The following is a 20,258-nucleotide window of genomic DNA, read 5'->3' as shown; positions in this document are numbered from 1 at the left end:
TCCACCATGAAGAAGATCGTCATCGTCGGCGGTGGCCTTGGCGGGCTGACGCTCGCCCGGGTGCTGCATGTCAACGGCATTCAGTCCATTGTGTACGAACTCGACGACTCGCCGACCGCCCGTGATCAGGGCGGCACCCTTGACCTGCATGAGGACACCGGGCAGCGGGCGCTGCGCGAGGCCGGCCTGTTCGACCAGTTCCGCGCGCTGGCCCGCGACGAGGGCGAGGCGCTGCGCGTGGTCGACGCCAACGGGATCGTCTACGTCGACCAGACGCCGGACGAGCCCGGCGGCCGTCCCGAGATCGACCGCAGCGCACTCAAGCGCATCCTCGTCGAGTCGCTGCCGGCCGGGACCGTTCGGTGGGGCGCCAAGGTCACGGCCGTGAAGCCGTCTTCGATCACCTTGGGGGACGGCGAAACCGTCTCGGCCGACCTGATCGTCGGCGCGGACGGCGCGTGGTCGAAGGTCCGGCCGCTGCTGTCCGACGCTCGTCCCGTCTACTCCGGACTGTCCTTCGTGGAGACTCATCTGTCCGATGTGGACGCTTGTCATCCCGGGCATGCCGCGTTCGTCGGCGTCGGCTCGATGTGGGGACTCGGGGACGGCAAGGGTGTGATCGCTCAGCGCAACGGCGACGGCCGGATTCGGGTCTACGTCGCCATTCGGACCGAGGACGACAACTGGGTGTCGACCCTTGTCGACTCCGACCCGGCGCGGACCCGCTCGCGGCTGCTCGACCTCTTCGACGACTTCGCCCAGCCGCTGCGGGGCCTCATCGCCGACGGCGACGGCGTCTTCGTGCCGCGGCCCATCCACGCCCTGCCCGTCGGCCATTGCTGGTCTCGCGTTCCCGGCGTCACCCTGCTGGGCGACGCCGCCCACCTGATGTCCCCGTTCGCCGGCGAGGGCGCCAATCTGGCCATGCTCGACGCCGCCGAGCTGGGCCTGGCCTTGGCCGCCCACGACGACGTCGAATCCGCGCTGACCTCCTTCGAGGCCGCCATGTTCCCCCGCGCCGAGGCCGCCGCCGCCGAGTCGGCGTCCAACCTCGTCGCGTTCTTCGAACCCGGCAGCGCCGAGCGGATCGGCCAGCTCATGGCCGAGATGTCAGGTCAGTAGCCAGCCGCCGTCGATGTTGAGGTCGTGGCCGGTCATGCCGCCGTTGCGCAGCAGGAACTCAGTCGCGTCGGCCACCTCTTCCATCGTCACCAGCCGGCCCAGCGGTGTGCGGGCCACCGCCGGGTGGCTGTCCTTCACGTGGCTCCACTTCGGACTGTCGCCCACCACGCCCGAGTGCAGCGCGTTCACCCGCACCGGCGCGATCTCTCTGGCCAGCGTGCGCATCAGTCCCGTGACGCCCGCGTTGATCGTCGTCACCATCGTCGAGCCCGGGTACGGCCGCTCTTTCGCCAGGCCCCCGAACAGCACCACCGCCGCCTTCGGCCCGAACCGATCCGTCAGCACCCGCACCGTCTCCGCGTAGCCCACCAGCTTGATCGTCACCGAGTTGATCGCGTCCGCCACGTCGAACGTGCCGATGCTCTGCACCGTCTGCTCGATCGCCGTGATCACCAGGCTGTCCACCACCGTGATCTCCGCCAGCGCCCCCTCGATCGTCGCCGGCGCCGCCAGATCCAGCGCGATTCCCGTGCAGTCGCCCCCGATCTCCGCCGCGACCCCCTGCGCCCGCCCCTTGTCCCGGCTGGTCACCACCACCGCATCCCCGCGCCCCGCCGCCCGCTCCGCGATCAGCCGCCCGATGCCGTGACTGCCCCCGACCACCACAGTAGTTCCCATTTGAACATCCTGGCACGGCGTTCGAGCAGCGCGGCGACGAATGACCGAAAGGGCAGGCCATCGGGGTAATCGTTTTGCACCGTCGGGATACTGGGCGGACACGAACGAAGGCGGAGGTCGGCCGGTGTTGGGTGGAGATGTCGGGCTGGAACTCGGCCTGCGGGTCGCCGAGTCCCTCAAGGCGGCGCTGGACGTGGACATCGCGCCCGCGGAGACGCTGATCCGACCGGCCGGAACCGGACGTGACGCGGACTTCCAGTGCAACGTCGCGATGAGCCTCGGCAAGCGGCTCGGCCGCCCGCCGCGCGAGATCGTCGACGCGATCGTCGCCACCCTCGACACCGACATGATCGAGTACGCCGAGGCGGCCGGTCCGGGATTCGTCAACATCACGCTGAACGACGACTGGCTGGCGGCGCAGACGGCGCGGCTGCTCGGCGACGACCGGCTCGGCGCGCCGGCCGCGGACATCCCGATCCGCTACGCCATCGACTACGGCAGCCCGAACGTCGCCAAGGAGATGCACGTCGGACACCTGCGGTCGTCCATCATCGGCGACGCGGTTGTGCGGCTGCTGGACTTCGCCGGCCACGAGGTGGTGCGGCACAACCACCTCGGCGACTGGGGCACCCCGTTCGGCATGCTGATCGAGCACCTGGTCGACGAGGGACACGCCGCGACCGACGGGCATTCGATCAGCGACCTCAACGGCTTCTACCAGGCTGCCCGCAAGAAGTTCGACGCCGACCAGGAGTTCGCCGATCGCGCGCGGAGTCGGGTCGTCGCGCTGCAGGGCGGCGACGAGGCGACCCTGGTGCTGTGGCGGGAGTTGGTCGCCGAGTCGGAACGGCACTTCGCCAAGGTGTACGAGCTGCTCGGCGTGAAACTCGGCCCGCAGGACTATTACGGCGAGAGCTTCTACAACCCGTACCTGGCCGACACGGTCGCCGAGCTGGAGGCCAAGGGGCTGACCGAGATCAGCGAGGGCGCGGTCTGCGTGTTCCCGCCCGGCTTCGTCAACCGGGAGGGCGACCGGCTGCCGCTGATCGTTCGCAAGACCGACGGCGGTTACGGTTACGCCAGCACCGATCTGGCCACCGTCCGGTATTGGACGCGGGATCGGGGCGTCACCGAGCTGTTGTACGTCGTCGGCTCGCCGCAGGCGCAGCACTTCGCGATGGTGTTCCGCGCCTGCGAGTCCGCCGGCTGGCTGGACGCCGAACACCGGGCCACGCACATCGGCTTCGGCTCGATCCTCGGCGAGGACGGCAAGCCGCTGCGGACCCGAGCCGGCGTGACCGTGAAACTCGTGGACCTGTTGCGGGAGGCCATCGACCGGGCCGCGCTCGTCGTCGCCGCACGGTCCGATCTCTCCGGGGCCGATCGGGCTCGGATCGCACGGGCCGTCGGCATCGGCGCCGTGAAGTACGCCGACCTGTGCGCCGATCGGGAGAAGGACTATTCCTTCGACTGGGATCGCATGCTTGCCTTGGAGGGCAACACTTCTGTCTACCTCCAGTACGCCAACGCCCGGGTGCTCTCCGTCATCGCCCGTGCCGGCTGGGCCGTCGGCCCGGACACCCCCGTTCACCTCTCCGTCGCCGCTGAACGTGCCCTCGCTCTCAAGCTGCTCCAGTTCCCCGCCGTCCTGAGCGTGGCCACCACGGAGTTCGCGCCGCACAAGCTCTGCACGTACCTCTACGAGACGGCCGCGACGTTCTCGAACTTCTACGAGAGCTGCCCGATCCTCAAGGCGCCCACCGACGAGGTTCGCCGTTCGCGCCTGGCGTTGGCCCAGCTGACCTCCCGCGTGCTCACGCAGTCCTTGGCGCTTCTGGGGATCGAGGCACCGGCCCGGATGTGATCACTGGCGTCAGCGGGAGGGCAGGCCCTGGTCAGTTTTCCTCTTCGGCGGCTTCGTTGAGGGCGTCCATGGCCTCGGCCATCTTGCGGAGGGCTTCGGCGTCCAACTTGCGGAGCAGGCGGCGTTTGTTGGTGCGGCCGGCGTCCCGCAACACGGCGATGGTGGCGGAGCCCTTGGGGGTCAGGTAGATCCGGCGGATGCGGCGGTCGTGGTCGTCGACGGCGCGGCGGATGAGGCCGCGGGCGGACAGGCGGTGGGTGATGCCGGTGACGGCGGCCAGGCCGACGTCGAGGGAACGGGCGAGGTCCTGGCCGGAGAGGCCGTCCTGGAACGAGAGGATGAGCAGGACCTTCAACTGCCGCATGGTGAGGTCAGTGTCCTGGAGCGGCGCCGCGCCGGTGCCGGCGGTGAGGCGCAAGAAGCGGTCGTCGGCCTGTTCGATGCGCTCGATGAGGCGGTCCCGGTTGTCCATTGCGGGATAGTTTACATCATGCATACTGTTCACATGATGTGAAGTATTACGGGGGAGGGCGGCATGGCGGACGTGACGGTGCTGGTGGTCGGGGGCGGACCGGTGGGGCTGTTCCTGGCGGCGGAGCTGCGGCTCGGGGGAGTGCGGCCATGGGTGGTGGAGCGGCTGGAGAAGCCGGATCAGTCGAAGAGTGACGATGATCGAGGGCTGACGGCCCGCACGATGCAGACGCTGGACCTGCGGGGACTGGGCGGACCGGTGCGTGCGATGACGGAAGCGGCGCTGAGGAGGCTGGCGGCGTCCACGGGGGAAGAACCGAAAGACCTGGCGGAGCTGATGGCCAGCCTCGGCATGGCCGACTTCAAGGGGATTTCGCCACGCTGCCGCTGATCGATCATGACGGCCGGCTCCAAGACCTCGCTCCACCGCTGATGGTGATGCAGGGGGAGTTCGAGCGGCTGCTGGAAAGTCGGGTAGCGGTCCGGCGCGGTGTCGAAGTGGTCGGCGTCGAGGCGGGAGAAGACGAGGTCACGGCGGTATTTGCCGACGGGACAAGGGCTACGGCCGAGTGGCTGGTGGGCTGCGACGGTGGCCGGAGCGTGGTGCGGCGGGAGGCGGGCTTCGACTTCCCGGGCACGGAGCCCTCGATGCTGGCCAGGGTCGGTGTGGTGACGTACGCCGACGAACTGCCGCTGGAGCCGGGAATGCACCGCCTGCCGGGTGGCATCCTCGCCATCGCGCCGGCGCCGACACCGAGCATGACGATCGAGTTCGACCCGGAACGCTTCGACCGCAACGAGGTGTTGACGGCCGCGGAGTTCGAGGCCAGCCTGCGCCGCGTCAGCGGTCACGACATCGCGGTCACGGCCATCGAACAGCCGATGCGGATCACCGACAACGCCCGCCAATCGTCGACCTACCGGCGCGGCCGGGTGCTGCTGGCCGGCGACGCGGCGCACGTGCACTCGCCGATCGGTGGCCAGGGCCTCAACCTCGGCCTCCAGGACGCCGCCAACCTCGGCTGGAAGCTGGCCCTGGTTGCCCGCGGCGTCGCTACGGACGAACTGCTCGACACCTACACCACCGAGCGGTATCCCGTTGGTGCGCAAGTACTTCGGGACAGCCGTGCGGAAAGTGCCCTGCTCCGCACCGATCCCCAGACCGAGGCATTGCGGGGCGTCCTCGGCGACGTTCTTCGCGAACCGCAAGCCGCCCGTACCCTGCTGGAACTGAGCCATGGCCTCCGCATCCGCTACGGCGACATCGGCACCTTCGACCCCGACGTGCAACTCCTCGACGGCCGTGCCCGGTACATCGGCCCATTGACGGATGTCGTTGTGCCGTGGGCAGATCGGGTCAGCGTCGAACCGGCTGACGGCCCGGGCCGCCTGATCCGCCCCGACGGCTACCTGGCCTGGACCGGCACCGACCCGGACGGGCTACGAGCGGCGCTCAGCCGATGGTTCGGGGCCTGACCCAACGGAAGTCGTGGCGGGTGGCGAACTCCAGGTAGCCGGCGCGAGCGAAGGCGGCGCGCATGAAGCGGTTGGCCTCATCGGTGTCGCTGGTGATCATCGTGACGCCGGCGTCGAGCACGGCAGCGGTGCCGTAGGCCAGCAGGTCGTGGGCGTAGCGGCGGCCGCGCTGGGACTCGATGACGCCGAGCTCGGCGAGGATGGCGCGGTCGCCGTGGACGCGGGCGGACTGGACGTAGCCGACGGGATCGCCGGCGGCGTCGACACCGATGACGAACCACGAGGCGGGGAAGTCGCGGCCAAGGGCCTGGCGTAGGCGACCGGCAGCCTCGGCGTCGCGGCCGGCTGAGGCCCGAAACGTGCGTTGCGAGTTGTCGACGGAGCCATCCGCTACCTCGGCGAAGATCCGCAGTAGCGACGACTCGGGGAACTCGCTGACGGGAACGAAGGTGAGCCGGGAGGAGGGACGCGGCACGGGGGCGTCGGCGGGCCAGGTCAGGCGGACGCGGTCGACTTCCCGCACGAAGCCGGCGGCCTCCAAGATCGCCGGCCAGCGGTTCCGTTGTGCCCGCAGCGAGGGCGATGCATCGGACTCGATGACCACCCGCGCCTCGACCACCGAGGCGTCGAACGCCGACAGATCGTGGGCCAGCAGTGCACTGGCGGCGGCCTCGTCGACGTGCCCGAGGAGCTGCACGAACGTCGGCACATCACCGGGATCGCCCGCGCCCGACCACGAGTCGAACACGTGCGCGGCCAGCAACTCACCGGCGTCCGACAAGGCCATCCGACACCACGCCGGCCGCGACTCACCGTTCTTCAGAGCGCTGGTCACCCAGTACGCCAAGGGTTCCCGCTTGATGCCGAGCGACACCAGCCGCTCGACCCCGGACTCGTCCGCGATGCCCAGAAACCGCACGTGCCTCCGATCGGTGGTCTTGAGCGGATCATCGTACGGTTGGCGGCATGGCGGGTGCAGCGATTATCGGCGGCGGTCCGGGCGGCATGATGGTGGCCTATCTGCTGGGCCGCGCGGGAATCAAGGTGACGTTGTTCGAGACGCATCGCGACTTCGACCGGGACTTCCGCGGCGACTCGCTGCACCCGTACACGCTGGAGCTGCTGGACGGTCTGGGACTGGCCGAGAAGTTGCTGGAGTTGCCGCATCACAAGGCCCGCAAATTCCGGCTGCACACAACCGCCGGCCCGGTGACCACGGCCGACTACACGCGGCTGCCGACGCGGTTCAACTACGTGGCGCTGATGCCGCAGGCGCGGTTCCTGGACTTCATGGCGGAGCAGTTCCGCGAGCTGCCGGGCTGTGAGCTGCAAACGGGCAGCAAGGTGACCGAGCTCGACACGGAAGACGGCCGCGTGACCGGCGTCCAGGGGATGAAAGCGGACGTGGTGATCGGCGCGGACGGCCGGAACTCGCGGCTGCGGCGGCTGGCGGATCTGCCAGCGGAATCGCTCGGGGCGAAAACGGACCTCGTGTGGTTCCGGCTGCCGCAACGGGACAGCGACCCGCCGGACGCCGACGTCGACCTGTTCTTCGGCCGCGACCACTACATCGGCCTGCTCACCGGAACCCAAGGCTGGCAGCTCGGATACAGCGTGCCGAAGGGCGGCTACGCGCAGGCCCGGGCCGACGGCGTGGAGCCGATCCGGCGGTTCGTCGACCGGCACGTGCCCTGGCTGGCCGACCGCACACACCTGCTGGCCGACTTCGGGCAGACGACGCTGCTGTCGGTGGACATCTCGCGCGTGAGCCGCTGGTGGCGACCGGGGTTGCTGCTGATCGGGGACGCCGCGCACGTGATCTCGCCGGTCGGCGGCAACGGCATCCTGATGGCGATCCAGGACGCCGTCGCCGCGGCCAACCATCTCGTGCCGGCGCTGAAACAAGGACCGGTGCCGGACGAAGTGCTGGCCGCCGTGCAGGCCGAGCGGGAGCCGGCGGTCAAGCTGGTGCAGGACGATCAGGTGCGGATCGAGCTCCGCGCCGCCCGCGCCCGCGAGCTGGGCCGACCGCTCGTGCCGGCCCGCCTGCTCCAGCTGATCACGGCGATGCCCGGCGTCCGGAAGCGAGCCGCACGCTCGAATGCCTACGGCCCCATGGCTCCTACGCTGTCATTGCCTTGAACCCGTCGCGCCAGGACGGCCAGGCCGGCTGCCAGCCGAGGCTGTGCCGGGCGTAGCCGTTGTCGGCGCCGCGGGCGAAGCCGGTGCGGTGGGAAGACGGGGCCGGCGGCTCGACGCCGACGGCGGCGCAGAACTCCGGCACCCAGTCGATGCCGGCGGCGGGTTCGTCGTCGCAGACGTTCACCGCGCCGTTTCCCCAGTCCAGCGACTGCAAAGCGGCGGTGGCGGCGTCGTCGATGTGCACGAAGCTGGTGACGTCACGGTCGGCCGCGAGCGGGGCCTTCGCCATGAGACCGCCGGGTGCGTACCACGTGTCGGGGCCGTAGAACGTGCCGTAACGAAGCACGACATGGGAGGCGACGCGGGCGGCCTCCGCTTCCAACGAGGCCACTCCGCGCACAGTCGTCCGCCGCGGCTCGTCGGCGTCGACGTCGAGCGGGGTGTCCTCCCGAGCCGGCGTCTCGCCCGGCTCGTAGGCGAAAGCGATGCTCTGCACGACAAAACGCCGCACGTCAGCAGCCAGCGCCGCGTCGACAAGGTTGCGGGTGCCGATCGCGCGCATCGCCGAGTTGGCGGCACGGTCGCCCGCGGCCAGGTCGGTGAGCTGGTGCATGACGACGTCCGGCCGCGCGGATGTCACCGCTACGCGCAGGCTGTCGGCGTCGAGCGCGTCGCCGCTGACGGGCGAGGCGCCGAGCTCGCGGATCCGGTCCGCGCTGGCCGCCGACCGGGCCAGGCCGGTGACGTGATGTCCGTGCGAGAGCAGGAGCGGGACGAGGCGGCGGCCGAGAACCCCGGTCGCGCCGGCGAGGAAAACACGTGCCATGGGCACACGCTAACCGGGCCGGCGGCTGTCGGGGTGGACCAGTGCTCAGCCGGTTTCGGGTACCAGGCGCCGAGGGGCGGGCCACCGGCCCCTCGACGCCATGGCGGTCAGTCCCGGGTCAGCGCGAAGCTGTGCACGTCGCGGTTGACGAAGCTGTGCAGGTCGGTGGCCGGGATGGTGAGCGCGAAGCCGGTGCAGTCCGGCGTGGTGTAGAGCCGGAAGCTGTCCTGGCTGGCGTTGAGCTCCGAGTGCACCGCGTACGGCAGCGTGACGCAGGCGGTGGTGGCCGGGGTGTAGGTGACGCTCTGGCCGCTGAAGTCGGCCTGCCAGAACGTGATCCCGGTCGGCTCGGCGGCCGACGCGGTGCCGGCGACGGCGGCGACGATGCCGAGTGCGGCGACGACGGTGGCGGCAAGGCGCACGGTGTTCTCCTCACGGTCCGGACGGCGGTGGTTCGATGATCGTGATCACCGGGTCCGTTGGTCAAAGCTTTGTGACCGCCGGCGCTCAAGTGACCGTTGACTCCGCCTCGACCGGACGAATCCGGCCAGCCACAACCGAAATTGTCAGGTGAGCACGCTCGCGGTGATCACGCTGGCCCCGCCGAGTTCCACTCGGATGCGGCCGGGCAGCCGCTCGGTGTCGATCTGCGGGTGATCTTCGCTGGACAGCGTGACCCGCAGCGTGTGGCCGGCGACGATGCGATGGTGCGTGGCCCAGATCGGGACGGTGACGTCGTACAGTGTTCCGGGCTGGATCGCGGCCAGGTGGTCGTGGCCGTCGCGATGGCTGAGTTTGAGCCAGCCCTGGCTGATCCGGACCGCCTCGCCGGTGGCGTCGACGTCGTCGAGCACGACGGCGATGTTGCCGTCGGGGCCGGTGGTGCCGGCACGCAACGTGGCCACCAGGCCGCCGGTGATCACCAGGTCCTCGGCCAACCGGGCCTCGAAAACCAGCTGACCGCCGTCCTGGTCGAATTCGGCGATGCCGGGCTCTCCACCGGTCAGGGAGCCGTCGGTGCCGGGAAACCACTGCCTGCTCACGGCATCGGCCGGCGGCCAGCTGTCGAAGTGCCGCCAGCCGTGGTCCGGCATCTCGTACGAGGTGACCCTGGACCGGGGCAGCGGGGCCGGCCGGTCGGCCAGCCAGTGGTCCCACCAGGCGAGATAGCCGGCGAAGGCGATGTCCTCGGGCTGCCCGGGCACCATGCCGTGCGGCCACGGCCCGGCGACCATCCACGTGTCGCCCCGGAAGTTCTCCACCATGGCCTGCCGGTACTGGTCGAGCCAGCCGCCGACGTCCAGGACCGGCACGGTGAGCCGGTCGTAGCGGTGCCTGATGCTGCGCTCGCGCCAGAAGTCGTCGTACAACGGGTGCTGCGGATAGGTTTCGAGCGTGTCGGGCGCGGTGGTCTGCTGCCAGTCGCGGATGCGGGCGTTGTAGATACCGCCGTGGTAGATGGTGTTCTCGTACCAGTCGCTCAGCGCCTGCACGGGAATGATCGCGGTGAGGTGCGGGGGTTGCTGCACGGCGGTGAGCATGGTGGTGTGGCCACCGTAGCTGATGCCCTGCATGCCGATCCGGCCGGTGCAGAACGGTTGCGCGGCAAGCCATTCCACCAGGTCGTAGCCGTCCTCCTGCTCCTGGACGCCGAACGGCTCGACGTGGCCGGGGAGTCGCCGCTGCCGCGGACCGACGGAACCAGCGCCACGTAACCACGTTCGACGAACGGCGCAGCCCCGCTGGCGAACACGACCCGCGCGCCGTAGGCGTTGAAGTCGTAGACGATGCCGGGGAAAGCGCCTTCCGCCGGCTGGCCGCCAGGCCCGGCCGGGCGCAGCAGGTCGCACACGAGGTAACTGCCGTCCCGCATCGGGACGTTGACGGTCTCGCTGTGCGCATCGAACTCGGTCGGGCGGTCGTAGGTGAAGAACGGGTCGTCGACCGTGGCGGTCGGCGCTCCGGGGCGCATGCCGCCGGCTGCGGCGAACTGCCGCATCATCTCGGCCATCTGCTGCGCGGTGTCGGTCACGTCCAGCTCCAACAGTGAGGAGGAAAGGCTTTTGCCGTGGATGTCGAGGTCGAGCGTGCGGGTCACGCCGCCGAGCGTGTTGTGCAGCACGAACTTCAGCGCCCGCAGCCGCGGTAACTCGAAGCGCTGCACCTCGCCGCGCACGATGTCGGCGAAATGCGCGCGGACCCGGTCGGCGGTGACTTCCCGGCGCAGCAGCTCGAAATCCTCGGCCCGGTAGGCGATGACCGTGATGTCCGAGGTGGTGCCCTTGTCGCCGGCCCGGGCGTGGGCGATGTCGTGCAGCCGCATCTCACACCTCCACAAAGGACAGTTCGGCGTGGACGTCCGAGCGGTCCACGAAGGTCGAGTCGATGGCCACGATCGGCTCGGCCCGCCGGGTCGCACCGGCCCCGCCGGCGGGGCCGTTGAGCCACAAGGCGCTGACCTCACGGCCGATGCGGCGAGCGGCGTCCACAGTGGACGTGCGGCCGGCCACCCGTACCCGCACTTCCGGCGGCTCGGCCACGACCTTCGGACCCCTGCGCACGGCGTCGACGCCGATCAGGTCGAAACGCAGCTCGTCGGCGTCCAGCCGTGCGCGGAGGATGTCGAGCGCGAGCCGGCCGCGGGCGACGGCATTCGGCCCGGCATAGGAGATCTCGCCCTCGCCGAGGAACCCGTCGAGGTAGCCGACGGACACCTTGAGGCCGTCGGGCCGCGGCCGCCCGGTCGCGCCGGTGACCAGCACCCGGTCGGGGCCGATCGGCGTCAGCTCGACGGCGGAGAAGTCGGCGGTGACGTCGGCCGAGACGTAGGCGGCCGGGTCGTGCACCTCGTACAGCAGCTGTTCGGTGCAGGTCGCCACGGTGACCATGCCGCCGGTGCCGGCCACCTTCGTCACCGCGAACGTGCCGTCCTCGGCCGCCTCGGCCAGCGGAAACCCGAGGTGGGCGAGGTCAGGGACGTCCTTGTGGCCGGGATCGGCGAAGTAGCCGCCGGTCACCTGGCCGGCGCACTCCAGCAGGTGCCCGAGGCACAGGCCCCGGCCGAGCCGCGGCCAGTCGTCCATGGCCCAGCCGAACTCGTGCACCAGCGGCGCCAGGAACAGCGACGGGTCGGCGATTCGTCCCGTCACGACCACGTCCGCGCCCTGCGCCAGCGCCCGCACCACCGGCTCGCAGCCGAGATAGGCGTTGGCCGACACGGTGTTCTCGTCCCTGGCGACCAGGTCGAGCACGTCGTCCCCGGTCACCGCCGCGATCGTCAGCCCGGTCAGCCCGGCCTCGCGGGCCACCTCGGCGACCACGTCGGCCGCCCGCAGCGGGTTGGCCGCGCCCATGTTCGTGATGATCTTCGTGCCGCGGCGGGCACAGGCCGGCAGCACGGCGGCCATCCGCTCCGGCAGCCACTCGGTGAAGCCGGCGGCCGGGTCGCGCAACCGGTCGAGCTGGGCCAGGGCGATCGTGCGCTCAGCCAAGCACTCGAACACCAGGTAGTCGAGGTCGCCGCGCTCGGCCAGCTCGACGGCCGGCTCCACCCGGTCGTCGGCGAATCCGGCGCCCGCGCCGATCCTGATCGTTCGCATGCCTCCATCGTGGACAGTCGGCACGCGGCCCGCCACTTCCGGTTTCACATGCGGTTATGCTCTGAAGCTATGGATCTCACGCTGCACCAGATGGAGATCTTCGCCGCCGTCGCCCGTACCCGGTCGTTCACCCGGGCCGCCGACGAGCTCGTGCTCAGCCAGCCCGTGGTCAGCCGGACCATCGGCGAGATGGAGCGGAAACTGCGGACACCGCTGTTCGTGCGAACCACCCGATCGGTCGACCTCACCGAGGCGGGCGTGGAGTTCCTCGGCGTCGCCACGCACGTGTTGACCAGCTACCGGCGGGGGCTCGACCGGTTCGCCGGCTACCAGGCCGGGGAGCGGCGGCAGATCACCGTCGGTGTGCTGCCGTCGATCGCCGCCGTCGTGCTGCCGACCGTGCTCAGCGGGTACCTGGAGGCGTATCCCGGCGTGCAGGTGCGGCTGGCCGACGGCACCAACGCCGAGATCCTGGACCTGTTGCGGGACGGCACCGCCGATCTCGCCATCACCGAGGTCGGTCCCGCGTCGGCCGACTTCGCTGTGGATCCCTTCCTGGACGATCCTTTCGTCGCCGTGCTGCCGCCCGGGCATCCCCTCGCCGGCCCGTCCACGCTGACGTGGGCCGATCTCGCCGCCGAGCCGTTCATCGAGTTCAGCCCGGACAGCAGCATCCGCCGGCTGGCCGATCTCGGTCTGGCCCAGGCCGGCGTGCTTCCGTTGCGGCATCTGGAAACCCGCACCGTCGCCACGGCCGGCGGGATGATCGCCGCCGGCCTCGGCGTCAGCGCCATGCCCGAGCTCGTGCTGCCCCTGCTGGCCGCGACGCCCGTGATCACTCGGCCGCTGGCCGAACCCGTGATCACGCGGCGGATCGCCGTGCACCGCCGGGCCGACGAGCCCTGCCCGCTGGCCGTCCGCCGCCTCGTGGAGCGGCTGCTCGCCTAGTTCTCCACGTGGGCGGCGAGGTTGGCCAGCGAGGAGGCCAGGCCGACGGCGTGGTCCTCGGCCGAGATCCCGTCCGGCACGTTGTCGGCCCGGATCTCCACGCGGGTCCCGGATTCCGCCGCGGCGACCGCCCAGGTCATGATCATCGTGCCGGCGTAGGCCGGGTCGTCGGAGACGAAGTCGACCGCCTGCACCACCCGCACCCCCGGCACGACCTCGACGAAACGCGCCTCGACCACGTCGGAGTCGGTCGTGGTCTTGCCCGTGCCGGCGTCCGGATAGGTCAGCGTCAGCCGGTACGAGCCGCCGGTCCGCGCGTCGAAGTGGTCGAACCGGCCGGTCATGTCGCCCGGCGGCAGCCAGGCCAACAGCTCATCCGGATCGACGAAGGCCGCGTACACCCGCGCCGGCGGGGCGGCGATCAGGCGGGACGCCTTGTCGGTGCGTGGCATGGCGTAAATGCTAGGCGGCTGGTCGGCGCTCGCTGGTTGACTCGCGGCATGTCGCATGATCTCGGCCCGCCGCCCCGACGGATCTCCGTCCACACGGCGCAGGTACGCCGGCTGATCGACGAGCAGTTTCCGCGGTGGGCCGGCCTTCCGGTGCGGCCGGTGGCCAAGAGTGGTTGGGACAACGTCACGTTCCACCTCGGCGACGAGATGCTGGTGCGCCTGCCCAGCGCCGCCGAATACGCGTTGGCCGTGGACAAGGAACACCGGTGGCTGCCGGCGCTGGCTCCCCGCCTGCCGCAGCCGATCCCGGTCCCGTTGGCCAAGGGCCAACCAGACGAGGACTATCCCTTCTCCTGGTCGATCTACCGGTGGCTGCCGGGCGCACCGGCCCGTGCCGACCTCATTGCCGACCCTGTCCGCTTCGCCCTCGACCTGGCCGAGTTCCTGGCCGCGTTGCAGGGCATCGACGCCGCCGACGGTCCCCAGCCGGGCAAGCACAACTGGTTCCGTGGCGGCACTTTGCGCACCTTCGACGCCCTGACACGGCGCGCGATCGCCACCTTGGACATCGCCGAGGCCGCCGCGGTGTGGCAGGCCGCCTTGGACGCCCCCTGGAGCGGCGTCGACGTCTGGTTCCACGGCGACGTGGCCGCGGGAAACCTCTTGCTGTCCAACGGGGAACTCGCCGCGATCATCGACTTCGGCACCTGCGGCGTCGGCGATCCGTCCTGTGACCTGGCGATCGCCTGGACCCTGCTGACCGCGGACGGCCGGCAGGCGTTCCGCTCGCGCCTCGCGATCGACGACGCGACCTGGGCCCGCGGCCGCGGCTGGGCCCTCTGGAAGACGCTCGTCACGTGCGCTCAAGGTGGCGAGGAGGCAGCAGCCGCGCGTCGTGTGCTCGACGGCATCTTGGCGGATGACCGCTGATCAGCGCTCCTTGACAGCGGGCGTCAAGCGGCTGCTCGATCCGTATGACCACCGCGGCCGCGGCGAACCCGAACGAGCGGTGGGGGAGTGCCACATGCGCTTCCTACGTGCGCCCTGGTGCCACATAGGAAGCGCATGTGGCAAAACCGGGGGTTACGCCAGGCGGCGGGCCACCACCGGGATGACGATGGCGGCGGCGATGAGGTGGGCGACGCACAGGGCGATGCGGGTGGACAGCGGCCCGACGCCGGTCAGGGGGCTGAGCAGGGACACGGCGACCAGTATTGATGTCGTGACGACATAAGTACGCGCGGGCCTGCGGGCGAAGCGGGCGATCAGCACGGCCAGGATGGTGCCCCAGAAGCCGGCGAAGGCGCAGCCCATGGCGAACATGCCGACGGTGATCGGGCTGGGCACCCCCTCCAGGATGTTGCCGACGAGCATGGGGATGCCGACGAGCGGCAGCAGCAGGCCGTAGAGCTCGGTGACGACGGCCGCGACGAGCAGGGCCAACACGCTGACGGCCCACACCGGGAGTGTGCGGCGGGCGGTGACGGTAGTGTCCATTTCGGTTCCTTCCCTCGGGTTGTCGACCAGGGGTCGGAGACGTCGGAAATTTCTCGACACGGGATGTAGAGGCCGGGTCGAGGGGCTCCGACCAGTGGGTGTCAACGCACCGGAAGCACGAGGGAGCAGCGCGATGAAGTACCTGCTGATGATCTACGGCAACCAGGAGAAGTGGAACTCGTTCCCGCCCGAGCAGATCCAGGAGGTGATCGCCAAGGTGGACGCGTTCAACCAGCGCTACCACGCCACCGGCGAGCTGCTCGGCGCCTACGGCCTCGGCGACGCCACCGAGGCCAAGCTGGTCCGCCGGGTCAACGGCCAGCCGGCCGTCACCGACGGCCCGTACCTGGAGACCAAGGAGTACATGGCCAGCTTCTACCTGCTCGAGGTGGCCGACGAGGCCAGGGCCCGGGAGATCGCGGCCGACATGCCGATGGCCGACGAGGAGCCGATCGAGATGTGGCCCGTGCCGCACGTGGCGTTCTGAGTTGGCCCGTACGACCAGAGCGGCGGCGGTGACGGTTGTCGTCACCGCCGCGCTCGTCGCCTGCACCCCGACGCCGGCGGACCCGCCGTCGCCGACGACGACCCCGTCCAGGACGTACGACGGGAAAGCGCTCTCCGACGCCCGGCACCCGGCCGGCGCGTCGCCGCTTCCCGGTGGTCGCAACGACTATCGCCAGCTGGCCGACGTCCGTGCGGACATCGAGCAGACGGCGAAGGCCCGGCCGGACATCGTCCGCACGCTGCCGTTGGCGCACAAGACGGTCCAGGGCAAGGACGGCCCGGCCCTGGAGATCTCCCACCGGGTGACCGCCGAGGACGGCCGGCCGGTGTTCCTGCTGATGGGCGGCATCCACGGCAACGAGTGGCCCGGCGTGGACGTGGCGACGGACTTCGCCATGGACCTGGCCGAGCAGGACGGCCGCGACTCACGCGTCACCCGGCTGCTCGACCAGGTGCGGGTGATCATCGTGCCGGTGGTCAATCCCGACGGCTTCGACGCCTCACGCAGCGGCAAGGTCCCGGACAAGCGCAAGAACTGCGATCCCACCTGCGGCACCAAGGTCGACCCGGAGACCGGGGCCGACGGCGCGGGCGTGGACCTGAACCGCAACTTCGGCGTCAACTGGGGCGGCGTCGGCTCCGGCGCCAAGCAGTCCGACGGCGACTACCGCGGCCCCAAGGCGTTCTCCGAGCCGGAGTCGCAGAACATCCGCGATCTCGTCGCGAGCCGCCAGGTGACGGTCGCGGTCGGCCTGCACACCTACGGCGACATGAACCTGCGCCCGCCCGGCCAGAACGCGAGCGCCCTCACCCCGGACGAGACGCTGTACGCCGAGCTGGGCCAGCAGATGGCCGACGCCAACGGCTACCCGAACAAGCTGAGCCGCGACCTGTACGAGACGAGCGGCACGGCCGAGGAATGGTCGTACTACACGACCGGCGGCCTCGGGTTCGAGACCGAGCTCAATGGCGACAGCAACCACGGGCCGTTCAAGAGCAGCATGCTCGACCAGTACGCCGGCGAGCGCGAGGCGCTGCTCCGCGACGCCGAAGCGGCGGCGAATCCCCGGTACCACGCCAGAATCACCGGTACCGCCCACGGCCAGCTCCAGCTGTCCAAGCCCGGGCTGCGCAGCACGATGACCGCCGACGGCGCGTTCACCTGGGACGTCAACCCGTCGATCCGCCCCGGCACGGACGGCCGGGGCATCGAGGAGAACTGGACCCTCAAGTGCCCCGGCCGAACCGTGCCGGTGACCGTCGGACGAGGTGAGACGACGAAGGTCAGCTGCTAGTGAGGTAGCCGCCCATGGTCGTGAAGTAGTCGGTGGCGGCGAGCTCGGTCCCGTCGGCGGTGCGCACACGCTCCACGACGAGACCGGGCAAGGTGCCGCGGCGCGCGTCCGGCCCGGCCACGATGACCACGCCGTCGCCCTCGCGGTAGAAGATGCGGCCGGGCGTGCCGCCGTAGTGGCCGGTCGACACCGACGCCTTGACGATCCGCAGCTCCTGGCCGCGGTGGTAGGTGAACGCGTTCGGGTACGGGTCGGACTGGGCCCGCACCATGCGCTCGATGTACTCCGGCGTCCAGTTCCAGTCGATCAGGCTGTCCCGCTTGGCCCGCTTGTGGAAGAAGCTGGCCTTGGACCGGTCCTGCGGCTGCGGCGCGAAACCCTGCTCGATCAGCTTGATCGCCTCGGCGGTGAGCGGCGCGATCAGATCGACGGTGCGGTGGAACAGATCGGTGGCGGTGTCCTTGGGGCCGACCTCGACCGACCGCTGGAGCACGATGCCGCCGGCGTCGAGCTCGCCGTCCATCATGTGCGCGGTCACGCCGACCGCGGGCTCGTCGTTGAGCAGCGCCCAGATGATCGGGGAGAAGCCGGCGTAGGCCGGCAGCAGCGAGTCGTGGATGTTGAGCGTGCCGTGCCGGGGCAGCTCGAACACCGACGGCGGCAGCCAGGTCCGCCAGTTGTTGGCCACGATCAGGTCGAGGTCGGCGGCGCGCAGCTCGGCCAGCAGCTCGGCGTCGTCGGGGCGGTCCCGCAGCAGCACCTTGATGCCGTGCTCGGCGGCCAGGTCGGCCACCGAGTCGGCCCAGATCCGCTCGTACGCGTGGTCGCTGACCGGGTGCGTGACCACCAGCGCGACCTCGTGACCGGCGTCGATCAGGGCCCGCAGGGTGCGGTGCCCCCAGGTCTGGTAGCCGAACATCGCGACGCGCATGCGCAGGAGCCCTCCGTGATCGGTGAGTAGGTCAGCCTAGCCTAACTTAGGCTAGGCTGACCTTGATCACTAGGCCTTGGTCGCGGTGTAGTTCCGGAACAGGATGTACGTGTCGAGGATGTCGGATTTGGCGCTCTGCACCGAGCGGTAGATGCCCCACTTGGGCCGCACGTAGTCGCCCTGGTCGGGGATGTTCACATTGGACAGATGGCCCTGGGCGGCGATCGGCGCGCCGGTGCCGGCGCCGCTGCGGATGATCGCCGTGGCTGCGCCCTTCGAACCGGGCGTCAACGTGAGCGTGATGTTGATCCACTTGTCGCGGAGCGGGGCCAGGTTGGTCTTGGCGATGGCCGGCGAGCCCGAGTTGGCGTAGGCGCGGGCCTGGATGACTTCGGTGCCGCCGTCACGGGTGAGGTCGATCGTCACCCACGGGCCGCCGTTGGTCGACGGCGTCTTGGTCTGGAAGATGTGCGTGAACTTGCTGGTGCCGTGCAGGGATGACGGCATGTACATGTCGTAGTTGATCGTCCAGGTCTCGCCGTTGTGCATCTTGAGGGCGGTGCCGTTCTGCACCATGCCCTTCGACTCGGTGCGCTGGCGGTCGCCGCCGCCGGTGGTGTCGCGGTCGTCGGCCCAGATGTTGAACCGGTAGTGATCGCCTCCTTCGACGACGACGTACTTGCGGTCGGGGTGCTTGTTGCCGCGGTCGGCCTCGATGCCCTCGAACGCCTTGAGCCCGTCGGTGGCCGGATTGGGATGCCAGAGCGTGGTCGCGGCGCTGGCGGTCAGGGGGTGCAGGGCGATCGGCGCGGCGAGCGCCGTGACGGCGAGCGTCTTCAACGCTGTCCGGCGGGAGAACTGCGGCAGGGATGACGACATGGGTTCCGTGTGTCCTTCCTGGCGGCGAACGACAGGAGTGCACATCGGGCGGCGGGAGAACGGCCGGTGGGCCAGAACATCCGATGTCTAACGGCATCGACCCTAGAACTGAGGCTGACGACCTGTCAATGGAAAGCTTTTCATCCGAGGGCTGACAATGCTGTGGGCAGCGGAAAGGTCACGGGATACGGTGCCGCGCATGCAGCTGGGGGTAGCGGTGTTCGCCGGGACCGACGGCCTGACGCCGGCCGAACTGGCCCGTGCCGTCGAGGAACGCGGCTTCGAGTCGCTGTTCTGGGCCGAGCACACGCACATCCCCCTCTCCAGTCGGCGTGACGACAACCGTCCCGTCCAGGACTACGCGTCCACCTACGATCCGTTCATCGCGCTCGCCGCCGCGGCCGCCGTAACGGCCCGGCTGCGCCTCGGTACGGCGGTCTGCCTGGTGCCGCAGCGGGATCCGATCATCACGGCCAAGGAGGTCGCCAGCATCGACCGGATGTCCGGCGGCCGCTTCGAGTTCGGCGTCGGCGCCGGCTGGAACCGTGCGGAACTCGCGAACCACGGCACCGATCCACGGCAGCGCATGGCCGTGCTGGCCGATCGCGTGCGGGCGATGCGGGCAATCTGGACTTCGGACGAGGCTGAATACCACGGCCCGCACGTCGACTTCGACCCGCTGTGGTCGTACCCCAAGCCGGTACGGCAGCCGCCGGTGCTTGTCGGCGGCAACGGGTCCGGCGTCGAGGACCGCGTGCTCGCGTTCGGCGACGGCTGGCTGCCGCAGTGCGGACCGCTCGCGTCCGTGCGGGAACTCGCCGACCGGATCGCGAGCCTCCGTCACCGCGCCGGCCGGCATGTCCCGGTCACGCTGTTCGGCGCGATCCCGTCGATGCTGGCCGAATTCGCCGAAGCCGGCGTGGACCGCTGCCTGTTCACGCTGCACAGCGGGCCCGGCGACGTCGACCAGCTCGACCAGTGGGCGGCCCAGTCGGCCGGGCAGTCATTCGACTGAAGCCGTTCCGCCCACGGCTGGGCAGTGTTGTCGCCGTGACGATGGAGGACGTCCGGCCGACGATGCACTGGCCCGCCGGGTTCACCCCGGAGCGGGCGGACTGCTTCTGTCATGCCGAGGCCGTGGTGGCCGCGCCGGTCGACCACGTGTTCGGCCTGCTGGCTGACGTCGAGCGCTGGCCTGACTGGGTACCGGACGTGACGGCAGTGCAAGGCATGGTGGGCCAGCAGTGCACGTTCGAGGTGCATCTCCGGGGTGAACGGTTCGAGGTGTTGGTGGCCGAACACCAAGCGCCGCACCGGATCGGCTGGACGGCCATCGCCGACGAGGTGCAGATCTACCAGGCGTGGCTGTTCGCGCCGGACCTGGCCGGCACGCGCGTGACGACCGAGGTGGTCGCGGTCGGCCCGGCCGCGGCTGCCTACCGGGAGAGCCGGCCGAGCTGGGCCGACGGCATCACCCGGCGCTGGCTGCGTTCGCTGCGTTCGCTCGCGGTCTGAGCTTGGGCGGTGCACCTGTCGGGGGGTGCACCGCCCTTCGCACCGGCGACAGTCAT

At 70.2% G+C, this 20,258-nt stretch carries 22 protein-coding genes and 1 pseudogene; 11 read left to right on the top strand and 12 right to left on the bottom strand.

Features of this window, described 5'->3' with window-relative positions:
* Positions 1-6: 6 nt before the first annotated feature.
* Positions 7-1,122 (top strand): FAD-dependent oxidoreductase, encoded by a 1,116-nt coding sequence (locus M3Q35_RS12385; RefSeq protein ID WP_273941855.1) that lies wholly within the window; start codon positions 7-9, stop codon positions 1,120-1,122.
* On the opposite strand, the gene M3Q35_RS12380 is transcribed toward M3Q35_RS12385, so the two are convergent.
* Positions 1,111-1,800: an SDR family oxidoreductase gene (locus M3Q35_RS12380; RefSeq protein WP_273941854.1), complete on the bottom strand. Its 690-nt coding sequence runs from the start codon at positions 1,798-1,800 to the stop codon at positions 1,111-1,113. The genes M3Q35_RS12385 and M3Q35_RS12380 overlap by 12 nt on opposite strands.
* 124 nt (positions 1,801-1,924) lie before the next feature.
* On the opposite strand from M3Q35_RS12380, the gene argS reads away from it, so the two are divergent.
* Positions 1,925-3,664, top strand: a complete 1,740-nt coding sequence (argS, locus tag M3Q35_RS12375) for an arginine--tRNA ligase (RefSeq protein WP_273941853.1) — start codon at positions 1,925-1,927, stop codon at positions 3,662-3,664.
* 31 nt (positions 3,665-3,695) lie between these two features.
* On the opposite strand, the gene M3Q35_RS12370 is transcribed toward argS, so the two are convergent.
* Positions 3,696-4,136 (bottom strand): MarR family transcriptional regulator, encoded by a 441-nt coding sequence (locus M3Q35_RS12370; RefSeq protein ID WP_273941852.1) that lies wholly within the window; start codon positions 4,134-4,136, stop codon positions 3,696-3,698.
* A 63-nt stretch (positions 4,137-4,199) separates the two neighbouring features.
* Here M3Q35_RS12370 and M3Q35_RS12365 point away from each other — a divergent pair, with 63 nt between their 5' ends.
* Together M3Q35_RS12365 and M3Q35_RS12360 are read left to right on the top strand one after the other, a co-directional pair.
* Complete coding sequence (locus M3Q35_RS12365) at positions 4,200-4,526, top strand: FAD-dependent monooxygenase (protein ID WP_273941851.1); 327 nt, start codon at positions 4,200-4,202, stop codon at positions 4,524-4,526.
* Positions 4,517-5,611, top strand: coding sequence for an FAD-dependent monooxygenase (locus M3Q35_RS12360; protein ID WP_337960631.1), 1,095 nt, complete (start codon positions 4,517-4,519; stop codon positions 5,609-5,611). The genes M3Q35_RS12365 and M3Q35_RS12360 overlap by 10 nt, the downstream gene beginning before the upstream one ends.
* Here the strand turns inward: M3Q35_RS12360 and M3Q35_RS12355 are convergent.
* On the bottom strand, positions 5,589-6,530 hold the full coding sequence (locus M3Q35_RS12355) for a GNAT family N-acetyltransferase (RefSeq protein WP_273941850.1): 942 nt from the start codon (positions 6,528-6,530) through the stop codon (positions 5,589-5,591). The two genes, M3Q35_RS12360 and M3Q35_RS12355, sit on opposite strands and share 23 nt — an antisense overlap.
* Before the next feature lie 47 nt (positions 6,531-6,577).
* Here M3Q35_RS12355 and M3Q35_RS12350 point away from each other — a divergent pair, with 47 nt between their 5' ends.
* Complete coding sequence (locus M3Q35_RS12350; RefSeq protein ID WP_273941849.1) at positions 6,578-7,753, top strand: FAD-dependent oxidoreductase; 1,176 nt, start codon at positions 6,578-6,580, stop codon at positions 7,751-7,753.
* On the opposite strand, the gene M3Q35_RS12345 is transcribed toward M3Q35_RS12350, so the two are convergent.
* The 5 genes and pseudogenes from M3Q35_RS12345 to M3Q35_RS12330 all read right to left on the bottom strand — a co-directional run bounded on the left by M3Q35_RS12345 (position 7,734) and on the right by M3Q35_RS12330 (position 12,178).
* Positions 7,734-8,579: an NAD-dependent epimerase/dehydratase family protein gene (locus M3Q35_RS12345; RefSeq protein WP_273941848.1), complete on the bottom strand. Its 846-nt coding sequence runs from the start codon at positions 8,577-8,579 to the stop codon at positions 7,734-7,736. The two genes, M3Q35_RS12350 and M3Q35_RS12345, sit on opposite strands and share 20 nt — an antisense overlap.
* Before the next feature lie 107 nt (positions 8,580-8,686).
* Positions 8,687-9,001 carry a hypothetical protein gene (locus tag M3Q35_RS12340; RefSeq protein WP_273941847.1) on the bottom strand — a complete coding sequence of 105 codons (315 nt, stop codon included), beginning with the start codon at positions 8,999-9,001 and terminating at the stop codon, positions 8,687-8,689.
* Between the two features lie 144 nt (positions 9,002-9,145).
* Positions 9,146-10,198 (bottom strand): CocE/NonD family hydrolase, encoded by a 1,053-nt coding sequence (locus tag M3Q35_RS12335; protein ID WP_273941846.1) that lies wholly within the window; start codon positions 10,196-10,198, stop codon positions 9,146-9,148.
* 470 nt (positions 10,199-10,668) lie between these two features.
* Positions 10,669-10,902, bottom strand: a pseudogene (locus M3Q35_RS48830) (AtuA-related protein); the annotation flags it as partial.
* Position 10,903: 1 nt separating this feature from the next.
* Positions 10,904-12,178: an acyclic terpene utilization AtuA family protein gene (locus M3Q35_RS12330; RefSeq protein WP_273941845.1), complete on the bottom strand. Its 1,275-nt coding sequence runs from the start codon at positions 12,176-12,178 to the stop codon at positions 10,904-10,906.
* A 69-nt stretch (positions 12,179-12,247) separates the two neighbouring features.
* Between M3Q35_RS12330 and M3Q35_RS12325 the strand changes: the two genes are divergently transcribed.
* Positions 12,248-13,126: a LysR family transcriptional regulator gene (locus M3Q35_RS12325; RefSeq protein WP_273941844.1), complete on the top strand. Its 879-nt coding sequence runs from the start codon at positions 12,248-12,250 to the stop codon at positions 13,124-13,126.
* Here M3Q35_RS12325 and M3Q35_RS12320 read toward each other — a convergent pair.
* Positions 13,123-13,578, bottom strand: coding sequence for an SRPBCC domain-containing protein (locus M3Q35_RS12320; protein WP_273941843.1), 456 nt, complete (start codon positions 13,576-13,578; stop codon positions 13,123-13,125). The genes M3Q35_RS12325 and M3Q35_RS12320 overlap by 4 nt on opposite strands.
* Positions 13,579-13,626: 48 nt before the next feature.
* Here M3Q35_RS12320 and M3Q35_RS12315 point away from each other — a divergent pair, with 48 nt between their 5' ends.
* Complete coding sequence (locus M3Q35_RS12315) at positions 13,627-14,508, top strand: aminoglycoside phosphotransferase family protein (protein WP_273941842.1); 882 nt, start codon at positions 13,627-13,629, stop codon at positions 14,506-14,508.
* Between the two features lie 153 nt (positions 14,509-14,661).
* Here M3Q35_RS12315 and M3Q35_RS12310 read toward each other — a convergent pair whose 3' ends face one another.
* A complete protein-coding gene (locus M3Q35_RS12310; RefSeq protein ID WP_273941841.1) occupies positions 14,662-15,075 on the bottom strand; it encodes a DUF6069 family protein in 414 nt (137 codons plus the stop codon).
* A 133-nt stretch (positions 15,076-15,208) separates the two neighbouring features.
* Here M3Q35_RS12310 and M3Q35_RS12305 point away from each other — a divergent pair, with 133 nt between their 5' ends.
* Positions 15,209-15,562 (top strand): YciI family protein, encoded by a 354-nt coding sequence (locus M3Q35_RS12305; protein ID WP_273941840.1) that lies wholly within the window; start codon positions 15,209-15,211, stop codon positions 15,560-15,562.
* 28 nt (positions 15,563-15,590) lie between these two features.
* A complete protein-coding gene (locus M3Q35_RS12300) occupies positions 15,591-16,877 on the top strand; it encodes a M14 family zinc carboxypeptidase (protein WP_273941839.1) in 1,287 nt (428 codons plus the stop codon).
* On the opposite strand, the gene M3Q35_RS12295 is transcribed toward M3Q35_RS12300, so the two are convergent.
* Both M3Q35_RS12295 and M3Q35_RS12290 read right to left on the bottom strand, forming a co-directional pair.
* Positions 16,867-17,808, bottom strand: coding sequence for a methionyl-tRNA formyltransferase (locus M3Q35_RS12295; protein ID WP_273941838.1), 942 nt, complete (start codon positions 17,806-17,808; stop codon positions 16,867-16,869). The two genes, M3Q35_RS12300 and M3Q35_RS12295, sit on opposite strands and share 11 nt — an antisense overlap.
* A gap of 69 nt (positions 17,809-17,877) precedes the next feature.
* Positions 17,878-18,687: a twin-arginine translocation signal domain-containing protein gene (locus tag M3Q35_RS12290; protein WP_273941837.1), complete on the bottom strand. Its 810-nt coding sequence runs from the start codon at positions 18,685-18,687 to the stop codon at positions 17,878-17,880.
* A 199-nt stretch (positions 18,688-18,886) separates the two neighbouring features.
* On the opposite strand from M3Q35_RS12290, the gene M3Q35_RS12285 reads away from it, so the two are divergent.
* Both M3Q35_RS12285 and M3Q35_RS12280 read left to right on the top strand, forming a co-directional pair.
* A complete protein-coding gene (locus tag M3Q35_RS12285; RefSeq protein ID WP_273941836.1) occupies positions 18,887-19,702 on the top strand; it encodes an LLM class F420-dependent oxidoreductase in 816 nt (271 codons plus the stop codon).
* A gap of 41 nt (positions 19,703-19,743) precedes the next feature.
* On the top strand, positions 19,744-20,202 hold the full coding sequence (locus M3Q35_RS12280) for an SRPBCC family protein (RefSeq protein ID WP_273944319.1): 459 nt from the start codon (positions 19,744-19,746) through the stop codon (positions 20,200-20,202).
* Positions 20,203-20,258: the final 56 nt, after the last annotated feature.

Source organism: Kutzneria chonburiensis, assembly GCF_028622115.1.
GTDB classification, from domain to species: Bacteria; Actinomycetota; Actinomycetes; order Mycobacteriales; family Pseudonocardiaceae; genus Kutzneria; species Kutzneria chonburiensis.
This window is presented reverse-complemented; position numbering and strand designations above follow the sequence as displayed.